Source organism: Quadrisphaera sp. DVD1, assembly GCF_058932755.1.
The window spans coordinates 1-12,045 of sequence record NZ_JBZYWI010000022.1 but is presented as its reverse complement, the minus strand read 5'-3'; the positions used below and the strand labels follow the sequence as shown (position 1 = coordinate 12,045).

Here is a 12,045-nt window from a genome sequence, read left to right as displayed (position 1 = left end):
TGGCGGGCCGCCGACCGGCGCAGCCCGCTGCCCATCTGGAGCGAGAACGCCATGCGCACCCGATCCAAGCTCCTGGCCATCGCCTCGACCTGCGTCGTCGCCACCGCCTGCACCGGCGGGGGCGCTCAGTCCGGAGGCGAGGGCGACGGCGGCGGGGCCACCTCGATCAAGTACCTCGTCGAAGAGCCTGAGGACGCCGCGGCCACGCAGGCCCTGGAGGACCACATCGCGGAGTTCGAGGAGTCCTCGGGCATCGACGTGGAGCTCAGCACCCTGCCCTTCGACACCCTGCGCACCGTGCTGCAGACGCAGCTGCGCTCGGGCGAGGGCCCCGACGTCTTCAGCTACGGCTCCGGCCCCAGCTTCGGCGGGGCGCTCGCCGAAGCGGGCCTGCTCTACGACCTCACCAACGCCTACGACGAGCGCGGGTGGGAGGTGTACGACTTCGCCAAGGAGCGCGTCACGCACGACGGCAAGGTCTACGGCATCCCCGGTGAGATGGAGACCGTCGGCCTCTACTACAACCAGGCCGTCTTCGACGACCTCGACCTCCAAGCCCCGCAGAGCCTGGCGGACCTGGACGCCGCCTCGGCCGCGATCCGCGACGCGGGCATGGTGCCCCTGGCCGTCGGCGACCAGGAGGGCTGGGAGGGCGGGCACCTGCTGAGCATGGCCCTGTCGAGCGCCGTCGGCTCCGAGGGCATGGAGGCGCTGCTCACCGGCGAGGAGTCCTGGGAGTCCCCGGAGGTGGTCGCTGCCCTGGACCTGTGGAAGGGCTACCAGGACGCCGGCTACCTCGCCGAGTCGCCCACCTCGGTGGACTACGACACCTCCATGGCCCAGTTCTTCTCCGGCGACGCGGCGATGATCCCCACCGGCAGCTGGCTGGTCGGTGAGATCGACGACAACACCGACTTCCCGGTCGGCTACATCCCCTTCCCCGCCCCGGACGGGCCGGGCATCTTCACCGGCGGCCTCGGCTCCGGTCCCTACGTCTCCGCCAGCACGCAGAAGGCGGACGCCGCCCTCGAGCTCATGGACTTCCTCGCCTCGCCCGAGCACGGGCAGTGGACGGTGGAGAACCTGCACACCATCCCGCCGATGGAGCTGGAGACGGCCGACCTGGACGTCTCGCCGCTGCTCGCCCAGGCGCTGGACGACATCTCCGCCGCCGCGAACGGCGGGGACCTCGGCTACAACATCGACGTCATGACGTCGGACGCCTTCAACGAGGCCATGTACGACGGCTTCCAGGGCATCCTGACGGGCCAGAGCACCCCGCAGGAGGTGGCCGCGAGCCTCGAGGCGGAGTCCGCGCGATGAGCGGGCCCCGCTCCTGCGGCTCCCGGGAGCCGGTGTGACCGCGGCCCCGGCCCCCGCCGCGGTGGCGGCGGCCCCGCCGCGGAGCGCCCGGACGCCGCGCTCCGGCGCCCGCGCCGGCACCCCCACCGTCACGCGCAGGGCGCAGGCGCGCCTGGGGATCCTGCTCGCCGCCCCGCTCGTGGCCCTGGTGGCCGTGTTCTTCCTGGTCCCCATGGTCAACGCGGTCTACTACGTGTTCGTCGACTTCAACGGGATCGACCCGACGCCGGCGTGGGTGGGGGTGTCGAACTTCACCGAGCTCGCCCTGGACCCCGACGTCTGGGCGGCCTTCTGGAACAACGTGGTCTGGATCGTCGTCGGGACCGCCGCACCTCTCGTGATCGGCACCGGCCTGGCCCTCCTGGTGTGGGACGTCAGGCGCGGCTCGGCGCTGTACCGGATCGCCTTCTTCCTGCCCTACGTGCTGCCGCAGGTCGCCGTCGGCGTCGTCTGGAGCTGGATCTACGAGCCGTCGCGCGGGTGGCTGAACCGGGTCCTGGAGGCCGTGGGCCTGGACGCCCTGACCACGGGGTGGCTGGGGAACCCCGACACAGCGCTGTACGCGGTCCTGGCCACGGCCGTGTGGGCCACCATGGGCTTCGTCTTCGTGATCCTGCTGTCCGCCCTGCGCAACGTCGACACCGAGCTGGTGGACGCCTCGCGCCTGGACGGGGCGAACTGGGGGCAGCGGGTCCGCTACGTCGTCCTGCCCCAGGTCATGCCGGTGTTCCTCATGGTCACCACGGTGACGCTGATCGGCGGCTTCGCCGTCTTCGACATCGTCTTCGTGATGACCGGCGGCGGCCCCGCGGGGGCCACGGAGGTGCTGGGCACCTACGCCTACAGCAGCGCGTTCCAGCTCAACCGGATCAGCTACGGGACCACCCTCGCCCTGGTGATCACGGTGATGGCGATCCCCTTCGCGGTCTGGATGAACCGGCTCCAGCGCCGGCTCTCCCTCCAGGGGACCGGCGCATGAGCCGGCCCGGAGCGCTGACCGCCCGCCAGCGGGCCGCCGGGGGCAGGCACCTCCTGCTCGTGGTGCTGTCCCTGCTCACGCTGTTCCCGCTGGTGCTGGTCGTCTCGACGGCGCTGAAGACCGAGCGCGACGTGAGCGTGAACCCGTTCGGGCTGTTCTCGTCCTTCTCCTTCGACAACCTCGTGACCGCCTGGACCGTGGGCCAGTTCGGCGACTACGTCCTGAACAGCTTCCTGCTATCGGTGCCCAGCACGCTCCTCGTCGTGGTCCTGTCGACGATGGGGGGCTACACGTTCGCGCGGCTGCCCTTCCCGGGCCGCAGCGTCCTCTTCTACCTCGTGGTGCTCGGCCTGCTCGTGCCCTTCTTCACCTACATGATCCCGCTGTACTTCCAGCTGCGGTCGCTCGGCCTGCTGGACAGCCTGCTCGGGGTCAACCTCGTGCTGGCCAGCACCGGCGTCTCCTTCGGCACCTTCTTCATGCGGGCCTTCTTCTCCGACCTGCCCACCGAGATCGAGGAGGCCGCACGGATCGACGGCGCCTCGGAGTGGCAGATCTTCCTGCGCGTCATGGTGCCCCTGGTGACCTCCGGCATGGGCGCGCTGGCCGTCTTCACCTTCCTGCAGAACTGGAACAACTTCCTCGTCCCGCTGCTGTACATGCCGGGCGGAGAGTACCGGCCGCTGACCACCGGTCTCTACCTGTTCGCCGGGGGCCGCTCGGTCGACATCGGGCCGCTGGCCGCGGGCACGCTGATCACGGTGCTCCCTGTGGTCGTCCTCTTCGTCGCCCTGCAGCGGCAGGTGACCCAGGGCTTCCTGTCCGGAGCGGTCAAGGGCTGAACGCGCCCCACGCACCGCTCCCCGATCGAGACGAGACGACGTGCACGACGTGATGGACCCACGAGACCTCGTCCCTGACGAGGCCGAGCAGCTGGCGCACAGCGGCCACCCGGTGGGGCTGCTGCACGCGCAGGCGCGCCGGGCCTCGGCCACGGGCGACCTGGCCGCGCTCGCGCACCTGCGCGAGGAGCTGCTCGCCCTCGAGCGGGAGTCGAGCTGGGACCACGACGAGCCCGAGGACGACGCGAGCCTGCTGGCCGCCGTGGAGGGCCTGCCGCGGATGGCGGTCCCGCAGGACCAGCTCGCCGACCGCATCCGCGGCGCCTGGCTGGGGCGGACGGTGGGCAACACGCTCGGCAAGCCGGTCGAGGGCCTGACCCGCGCCGAGGTCGAGCTCTACCTGCGGGCCGCCGGGCAGTGGCCGATGACGGGGTACCTGCCGCTGGTCGACCCGCTGCCCGAGGGGGTCGCGGCCCTGCACCCCTCGGCGCCCACCGCCTCGGCCGGCCGGTTCACCGACGTGCCGCGCGACGACGACCTCGACTGGACGATCCTCGGGCTGCACGTCCTGGAGCAGTGCGGCCGAGGCGTCAGCACCGAGCAGATCGCCTCCTCGTGGCTGGACCGCGTCCCCTTCACGCAGACCTACACCGCGGAGCGGGCGGCGTACCGCAACCTCGTGCGGGGCGTCGAGCCACCGGAGACGGCCGTGCGCGACAACCCCTACCGGGAGTGGATCGGGGCGCTGATCCGCGGGGACGTCTTCGGCTACGTGTGCCCCGGCGACCCGGCTGCGGCAGCGCGGCTGGCGCTGGTGGACGCGCGCTTGAGCCACACGGCCAACGGCAAGTACGGGGAGATGTGGGCCGCCGCGCTCCTGGCGGCGGCGCTCTGCACGGACAGCTCCGGCGACGCGCTGCGCCGGGCGCTCGCCGTGGTCCCTCCGCGCTCGCGGCTGGCCGGAGCCCTGGGCGGCGTGCTCTCCCTGCACGAGCAGGGGGCCACGGCGACGGACGCCCTGGACTGGGTGGACACCGCCCTGGGGCACTACCCCTGGGTGCACACGGTCAACAACGCAGCGCTGATCTCCATCGGCCTGCTCTGGGGCACCTCCTTCACCGAGGCGGTCGCCACGACCATCGCCGGTGGTCGGGACACCGACTCCAACGCGGCCACCGTGGGCAGCGCCTTCGGGGCGCTCCACGGGGTGTCCGGCGTGCCGGAGGAGCTGGTGGGCACCACCCACGTCCACGTCCGGAGCGCGGTCAGGGACTTCGACCGGATCACCGTGGAGGAGCTGGCCGACCGGACGCTGCGCCTGGCGCGCGGGCACTGAGCCCACCGGCGACCCCCGCGAGGACCGGGCACCGGGTCAGCCGGCAGCGCGCCGACCGAGATGGCCCCGCCTCCCCCTCGCTCGTCGAGCGCGCGCTGTGGACGCCGGTCGCCGCGGCCCTGGCGGTGCTGCTCTGGCGCGCCCGCCGCGAGGCGTCCTGACCTCAGGCGCGGCGGGCGCGGGCGCGGCGCTTCCCCTCGTGCATCGCGACCGCCCGGGGCGCGGGGATGGCCCGCCCCTCCTCGAGCAGGTCGGCCGGCAGGGCCTGCGGGGCGGGCAGCGCGTCGCGCCAGGGGTCGCGGTCGCCGAGCAGCGCCGGTGCGCTCCGGAGCGTGAAGTCGGCGGGCGCCACGGCGTCGAGGTCCTCCCACGCGACCGGGAAGGAGACCGGCACCCCCGGCCGCGCTCGCGGGCCGTACGCGCAGGCGAGGCTCGCGCCGCCGGCGCGGGTGGGGTCGAGGAACACCCGGCCGTGCCGCTCCTCGAGCAGGAAGGCCGTCGTGGCCAGGACCGGGTCGAGCCGCTCGGCGCGCGCGGCCAGCGCCCGGGTGGCAGCGGCGGCGTCCTCGGCGTCGACGCCCTCGACCGGGACCAGGACGTGCAGCCCCTTGGCCCCGCTGGTCTTGACCGCGGCGGCCAGCCCGGCGTCGGCCAGCGCCTGCTGCACCAGCCGGGCGGCGGCGACCACGTGCCCGAACGCTGCGCCCTCCGGCGGGTCGAGGTCGAGCACGAGGCGGGTCGCCCGGCCCGCGCCGTCGAGCACCGTCGGGTGCAGCTCGACCGCCCGCTGGCCGGCGAGCCACAGCAGGGTCCGCCGGTCGTCGGCCAGGGGGTAGCGCACCTCGCGGGCGGAGGCCTGCGACCACATCTGCTGCGTCCGGATCCAGTCCGGGGCCGAGGCGGGGAGGTTCTTCTGCACGAAGGGCCGCTGGCCGGGGCGCACCCTCACCACCGTCAGCGGGCGGTCGCGCAGCTCGGGCAGGATCCGCTCGGCCACGGCGTCGAGGTAGTCCACGAGGTCGCGCTTGGTGGCGCCGGCCCCGTCGAACAGCTCGGAGTCGAGGTGCTTGAGCTCCACGCCCTCGCGGACCTCGACGTGCTCGGCGGCGGCCATGCCCGGAGTGTGCCCGCGCGGCTCAGCTCCTGGCCAGGGTGCGGACGGCCTGGAGGTAGCGCCGGGTGATGAGCAGCTGCACCGCGCGCGCTGCCGGCGGGACGGCGCGGGCGTCCACGGCGGCGAGGCGGGAGAACACGGTGAGGCGGAAGACCACGGTCCCGGTGGCGTCCTGCTCGACGACGAACGCCTCCTCCCCGCTCTCGGGGTGGCCCGGGAGGGTGCCGTAGGCGAACCCCCGGCGCGCCGGCTCCTCGAGCACGCGGACCACGCGGCACGGCGCCAGCCGCCACACCGGCCCGAGCCGCACGGCCAGCACGACGGAGGAGTCGAGCTCCGTCGTCGGCGCCTCGGGCGCCACCACCAGCCCGGCGCCGCGCTGCACGCCCCACCGCAGCAGCCCGTCGGCCGTGCGCGCGAACACGTCGTCGCCCCGGCCGAGCACGACGTCGCGGTGGAGGTGGAGGTAGCCGGGCGGGGGCTCCCCCGCGGTGGCGCCGACCTCCGGGTAGGTGGGCCGCCGGGTGCGGGCGCGCTCCAGCTCCGCCTGGAGGCGCGCTGCGGAGGGGCGCCCGACGCTGAGCACCGGGCGCCCCTCCCCGCGGCCCACCGGGCTCAGCGGGCCGCGGCGGCGTCGCGCACGAGGTCGCCCGCGCTGACGAGCACGCCGGGCGCGGTGAACGCGTCGGGGTCGGCCTGGGCCACCGGGTCGGACGTGCGCACCAGCAGGTCGACGGTCTCCCCCGGCAGGAGCGTCAGGAGCATGTCGCTGACCTCCGCGGCCGGGTCGACCTTGTCGGCGAGCACCGCGAGGTCGCGGACGACCGTGCGGGCGGTGACCCGCAGCGCCACGCCGCCCTCGGCAGCGGTGGTGACGACGTCGAGCTCGGGCGCGGGCAGCGCGCCCTCGCGGTCCTCGACGAGGAAGTCGACCGCGCGCGCCGCCCCCTCGGCGTCGGCGACGACCACGAGGGTCCCCTCCGGCGCCGCCGGCAGGACGGCGGTGGCGGTCGCCCGCGGAGCGGCCTCGAGCGCCACCTCGGCGCTGGACAGCACGGTGCCGTCGGCGGCCACCCAGCGCACCGCCGCGGTCGTCGTCCAGGGCTGCGCCGTGTCGTTGACCGCCACGAGCGCCGGGGCCCCGTCGCGCGGCTGCAGGGTCAGCAGCCGGTCGGCGAAGCTGGCGCGCACGGCGTACCAGAGCGGCTTGAGCCGGCCGTCGCCGTCCACCGCGGCCCAGGAGGTGACCGGCCAGCAGTCGTTGATCTGCCACAGCACGGCGCCCGCCGTGCGCGGCCACCAGGACCGGTAGTGCTGCAGGCCGAACGCCAGCGCCCGCGCCTGCACGAGCTGCGTGGCCCAGTGCCAGGCCTCGAAGCTGGTGGGCTCGGGCAGGTGGGCGTCGATGCCGCGCTGCAGCTTGGCGTTGCCGTCCTCGGCCTTCTGGTGCACGAGGAAGGTCGGCGAGGTCGGCGTCAGCGGCTCCTCGGTGACGGCGCGGGTGAGCGTCGACCACGTCGGCGGGCCCTGCCAGCCGAACTCCGAGGCGAAGCGCGGCACCTCGCCGCGATAGCCGTCGGGGGCGGCGTAGTCGCGGCGGTTCCACACGTCCCACTCGTGGACGGTGCCGTGGTCGGGGGAGTTCGGGCGCACCGGGACGCCGTCCACCTCGGCGCCGAGCGAGATCGGGCTCCCGGCGCTGTAGGGGCGGGTCGGGTCGACCTCGGCCACCACGCGCGGCAGCAGGTCGTAGTAGAAGCCAGCGCCCCAGGTCTGGCCCGGCTCCAGAGCGTCGAACCAGCCGAGCTCGTCGTGGCCCCAGATGTTCTCGTTGCACCCGTTCCACAGCACCAGGCTGGGGTGGGGCACGAGGCGGGCGACGTTCTCGCGGGCCTCCGCCTCCACCTCGCTGCGCTGCGGCTCCTCCTCGCCGTAGGCGGCGCAGGCGAAGAGGAAGTCCTGCCAGACCATCACGCCGGCCTCGTCGCAGGCGGCGTAGAAGTCGTCGGACTCGTAGAAGCCGCCGCCCCACACGCGCAGGAGGTTCATGCCGGCGCGCTTCGCCTGGTCGACGCGGCGGTCGTAGCGCGCGCGGTCGACGCGGTGCGGGAAGCAGTCGTCGGGGATCCAGTTGGCGCCCTTGGCGAAGACCGGCTGGCCGTTGACGACGAAGGTGAACCGGGTGCCGATCTCGTCGCGCCCGGTGTCGAGCGCGAGGTCGCGCAGCCCGAGCGCGCTGGACAAGTCGTCCAGCGCGGCGCCGTCGACGTCCTCCAGGTGCACCGCGAGCGCGTACAGCGGCTGCTCGCCGTAGCCGTGCGGCCACCACAGCTGCGGGTCCTCGACGCGCAGCTCGACGACGGCGGAGGACTCCCCGGCCTGGACCGGGACGCTGTGCTTGAACGTGCTCGTCCCCGCGGGGCTGCGCAGGACCGCGGTGGCGTGCAGCCTGCCCGAGGCCTCCACGGAGGCGCGCTCGACGTCGACGTGCACGGAGACGACCGCCGCGCCGCCGGGGCCGTCGGGGAAGGTCACGAGCGGGCGCACGCGCTCCAGGCGGGCGGTGCGCCAGCGCTCCAGGCGCACCGGCTTCCACAGCCCGGCCGTGATGAGCTCCGGCCCCCAGTCCCAGCCGAAGTTGCACGCCATCTTGCGCACCGCGTTGAAGGGGTGGGGGTAGACGTTGGGCCGCGGGCCCAGCTCCTCGGCGAGCCGCTCGGCCGCGGTGAGCTGGGCCGGGAAGTCGACGACGAGCTCGACCTCCCCGCCGCTGAGCACCTCGCGCAGGTCGATCCGGTAGCTGCGGTGCATGTTGGCCGTCCGCGCCACCTCGGTGCCGCCGACGGAGACCACGGCGACGGTGTCGACGCCCTCCAGCACGAGGTCCACCCGCTCCCCCGGCGCAGCGGGCTCGGCAGCGGCGGCCGCGATCGCCGTCCGGTACTGCCAGTCGGTGCGACCGGTCCACGACAGCAGCTGCTCGTTGCGCTCCAGGTACGGGTCGGGGATCAGGCCCGCGGCCAGGAGGTCGGTGTGCACGGTGCCGGGGACCGCGGCGGGGACCGCACCGGCGGCGGCGACCTCCGCGGGCGGCGCCCCGCCCGTGCTCCTCAGCGTCCAGCCGTCGTGCAGCGTCATACGGGTGACCATGCAGGGAGCGTCCCACAGCGCAGGGAGCGCCTCGAGGCCTCCCGTGCCAGGGTGAGCAGCATGGAGACCACGCCGGCCACTCGCAGCGTCGACCCCGAGGTCCTCCGCCAGCTCGGGCGGGGGGAGCACGCGCTGCCGCACGACGTCCTCGGCCCGCACGTCGGGGAGGACGGCACGATCGTCGTCCGCGCCCTGCGCCCGCTCGCGGAGTCCGTCGTGCTGCTCACCCCGGACGGCGGCCGCACCGCCCTCGAGCACGAGGCCGAGGGCGTGTGGGTCGGCGCCTTCCCCGGTACCGAGATCACCGACTACCGCCTGGAGGTCACCGCCCCGGGCCGCGAGCCGGAGGTCGTCGACGACCCGTACCGGTTCCTGCCGTCGGTGTCGGAGTTCGACCTCCACCTGATCGGCGAGGGCCGCCACGAGGAGCTGTGGACGGTGCTCGGCGCCCGCGTGCGCCACTACCCCGGCGCCATGGGCGACGTCGTCGGCACCTCCTTCGCCGTCTGGGCCCCCCGGGCCCGCGCCGTGCGCGTGATCGGCGACTTCAACGGCTGGGACGGCCGGATGTCGATGATGCGCTCGCTCGGCGGCGCGGGGGTGTGGGAGCTCTTCGTGCCGGGCGTCGGCGCCGGCACCCGGTACAAGTACGCGATCCTCACCCAGGACGGCCGCTGGCTGGAGAAGGCCGACCCGCTGGCCGAGGGCACCGAGGTGCCGCCGGCCACCGCCTCCGTCGTGGTGGAGTCGACCTACTCCTGGGGCGACGACGCGTGGCTGGCCCAGCGCGCCTCGGTCGACCCCCACACCCAGCCGCTGAGCGTGTACGAGGTGCACCTGGGCTCCTGGCGCGCCGGGCTGGGCTACCGCGAGATCGCCGACCAGCTCACCGAGCACGTCCTGGCCACCGGCTTCACGCACGTGGAGCTGCTGCCCGTCGCCGAGCACCCCTTCGGCGGCTCCTGGGGCTACCAGGTCACCGGCTACTACGCGCCGACCTCCCGCTTCGGCCACCCCGACGACTTCCGCTACCTCGTCGACCGCCTGCACCAGGCCGGCATCGGCGTGATCGTGGACTGGGTGCCCGCCCACTTCCCCAAGGACGAGTTCGCGCTGGCCCGCTTCGACGGCGAGCCGCTGTACGAGTACCCCGACCCCCGCAAGGGCGAGCACCCCGACTGGGGCACCCTCGTGCCCGACTTCGGGCGCCCCCAGGTGCGCAACTTCCTCGTCGCCAACGCCCTGTACTGGCTGGAGGAGTTCCACGTCGACGGCCTGCGCGTGGACGCCGTCGCCTCGATGCTCTACCTGGACTACTCGCGCCAGGCCGGCCAGTGGATCCCCAACAAGTTCGGCGGCCGCGAGCACCTGGAGGCGATCGAGCTCCTCCAGGAGGTCAACGCCACCGCCTACCGGCGGGTGCCCGGGATCATGATGATCGCCGAGGAGTCCACCGCGTGGCCGGGCGTCACCCGCCCCACGGACGCCGGCGGCCTGGGCTTCGGCCTGAAGTGGAACATGGGCTGGATGCACGACTCGCTGCGCTACCTCGGCGAGGACCCGCTGAACCGGCACTACCACCACCACGAGATGACCTTCTCGATGGTCTACGCGTACAGCGAGAACTACGTGCTGCCGATCAGCCACGACGAGGTCGTGCACGGCAAGGGCTCGCTGCTGCGCAAGGCGCCCGGCGACCGCTGGCAGCAGCTGGCCACGGTGCGCGCCTTCCTCGCCTTCATGTGGGCCCACCCCGGCAAGCAGCTGCTGTTCATGGGCACCGAGTTCGGCCAGGAGGCCGAGTGGGCGGAGTCGCGCAGCCTCGACTGGTGGCTGCTGGACCAGCCCCTGCACGCCGGGATGCTCGCCGCGGTCTCCGACCTCAACCGGATCTACCGCGCCACCCCGGCCCTGTGGGAGCTCGACCAGGACCCGGCCGGGTTCACCTGGATCACCGCCGACGACGCCGCCCACGACACGTTCTCGTTCGTCCGGCGCGACCGCTCGGGGCGGCCCCTCGTGTGCGTCGTGAACTTCTCCGGCATCCCCCACGAGGAGTACCGCCTCGGGATGCCCGGCGCCGGGCGCTGGCAGGAGGTGCTCAACACCGACAGCGAGGTCTACGGCGGCTCCGGCGTCGGCAACATGGGCGCGGTGGACGCCGTGGCCGAGCCGTGGTCGGGCCAGCCCGCCTCGGTCCTCCTGCGCGTGCCGCCGCTGGCGGCCGTGTGGCTCGCCCCCGAGGAGTGGCCGCTGCCCGAGGCGGAGCCGGTCGCCGCGGTCGAGGGCGCGGTCGAGGGCGAGACGGCGAGCGAGGCCGACGCGCGCCGCGCGGTCGAGGGGTCCTCACCGCTGGCCGCCTCGCTCGAGGACCCGCAGGCCGCCGTCCCCGAGGCGTTCCGCGGGGACGACGGCGGCGAGCAGCAGGGCTAGAAGAGCGCCGCCGCCAGGGACCGGCGGCCCGCGGCCACCCGCGGGTCGTCGGTGCCCACGACCTCGAAGAGGTCGAGGAGGTGCTGGCGCACGCGCTCGCGGTCGTCCGGGGCGCTCCTGCGCACCAGCTCCACGAGGCGGTCGAAGGCGTCCTGCACGTGCCCGCCGAGGACGTCGAGGTCGGCCACGAGCAGCTGCGCCGCGACGTCGGTGGGAGCGGCGGCCGCGGCGGCGCGCGCGCTGGTGAGGTCGGCTCCGCGCGTGCGCGCGAGCAGGCCCACCTGCGCCAGGCCGGCGCGGGCCATCGCGTCGGCCGGGCTCTCGGCCAGCGCCCGGCGGTAGGCGTCGGCCGCACCCTCGAGGTCGTCGCGCTCGATGGCGTCGTAGGCCTCCTGGTGCAGCGGCGGCAGCGGCGCCTCCTCGGGCTCGGCGCCGTCCGGGGCCGCGGAGGCGCCGGGCACCCGCCCGGTCACGCCGTTGGCCTCGGCCACCCGCATGAGCTCCTCGAGCACCTGGCGCACCTGCGCCTCGGGGTAGGCGCCCTGGAACAGCGGCACCGGCTGGCCCTTGAGGATCGCCACGACGCTGGGGATCGACTGCACCTGGAACGCCGAGGCGATCTGCGGGTTCGCGTCGACGTCCACCTTGGCCAGGAGGAAGCGCCCCTCGTGCTCGACCGCCAGGCGCTCGAGCACCGGTGAGAGCTGCTTGCACGGCTCGCACCAGGTGGCCCAGAGGTCGACGACCACGGGCACCTGCTCGGACAGCTGGACCAGCGAGGGGAACATCTCGTCGGTGACGTCGACGACGACGGGGGCGCCCGCAGCGC

The 12,045-nt window shown here is 74.3% G+C and carries 9 protein-coding genes; 5 read left to right on the top strand and 4 right to left on the bottom strand.

Annotation, left to right across the window (positions count from 1 at the left end; translation table 11 throughout):
* Positions 1-51: 51 nt before the first annotated feature.
* Genes AC5FZL_RS04285 through AC5FZL_RS04270 form a run of 4 tightly spaced genes read left to right on the top strand, consistent with a single transcriptional unit; the run spans position 52 to position 4,519 of the window.
* Entirely contained in the window at positions 52-1,323 is a 1,272-nt protein-coding gene (locus AC5FZL_RS04285; protein WP_493617326.1) for an ABC transporter substrate-binding protein, read from the top strand.
* A 34-nt stretch (positions 1,324-1,357) separates the two neighbouring features.
* Complete coding sequence (locus tag AC5FZL_RS04280) at positions 1,358-2,341, top strand: carbohydrate ABC transporter permease (RefSeq protein ID WP_493617325.1); 984 nt, start codon at positions 1,358-1,360, stop codon at positions 2,339-2,341.
* Positions 2,338-3,183, top strand: a complete 846-nt coding sequence (locus AC5FZL_RS04275; RefSeq protein ID WP_493617324.1) for a carbohydrate ABC transporter permease — start codon at positions 2,338-2,340, stop codon at positions 3,181-3,183. The genes AC5FZL_RS04280 and AC5FZL_RS04275 overlap by 4 nt, the downstream gene beginning before the upstream one ends.
* Positions 3,184-3,223: 40 nt before the next feature.
* Complete coding sequence (locus AC5FZL_RS04270; protein ID WP_493617323.1) at positions 3,224-4,519, top strand: ADP-ribosylglycohydrolase family protein; 1,296 nt, start codon at positions 3,224-3,226, stop codon at positions 4,517-4,519.
* 163 nt (positions 4,520-4,682) lie between these two features.
* Here the strand turns inward: AC5FZL_RS04270 and AC5FZL_RS04265 are convergent, their stop codons facing one another.
* From AC5FZL_RS04265 to AC5FZL_RS04255, 3 genes are read right to left on the bottom strand one after another with little or no spacing between them, the layout of a single operon-like run.
* Positions 4,683-5,633, bottom strand: coding sequence for a DNA polymerase domain-containing protein (locus AC5FZL_RS04265; RefSeq protein WP_493617322.1), 951 nt, complete (start codon positions 5,631-5,633; stop codon positions 4,683-4,685).
* A 22-nt stretch (positions 5,634-5,655) separates the two neighbouring features.
* Entirely contained in the window at positions 5,656-6,219 is a 564-nt protein-coding gene (locus AC5FZL_RS04260) for a DUF1990 domain-containing protein (RefSeq protein WP_493617321.1), read from the bottom strand.
* A gap of 29 nt (positions 6,220-6,248) precedes the next feature.
* Positions 6,249-8,783, bottom strand: coding sequence for a glycoside hydrolase family 2 protein (locus AC5FZL_RS04255; protein ID WP_493617320.1), 2,535 nt, complete (start codon positions 8,781-8,783; stop codon positions 6,249-6,251).
* Positions 8,784-8,843: 60 nt separating this feature from the next.
* Between AC5FZL_RS04255 and glgB the strand changes: the two genes are divergently transcribed.
* A complete protein-coding gene (glgB, locus tag AC5FZL_RS04250) occupies positions 8,844-11,216 on the top strand; it encodes a 1,4-alpha-glucan branching protein GlgB (RefSeq protein ID WP_493617319.1) in 2,373 nt (790 codons plus the stop codon).
* On the opposite strand, the gene AC5FZL_RS04245 is transcribed toward glgB, so the two are convergent.
* Positions 11,213-12,045, bottom strand: an 833-nt coding sequence (locus tag AC5FZL_RS04245; protein WP_493617318.1) for a tetratricopeptide repeat protein, incomplete at its 5' end; no start/stop codon positions are given. The genes glgB and AC5FZL_RS04245 overlap by 4 nt on opposite strands.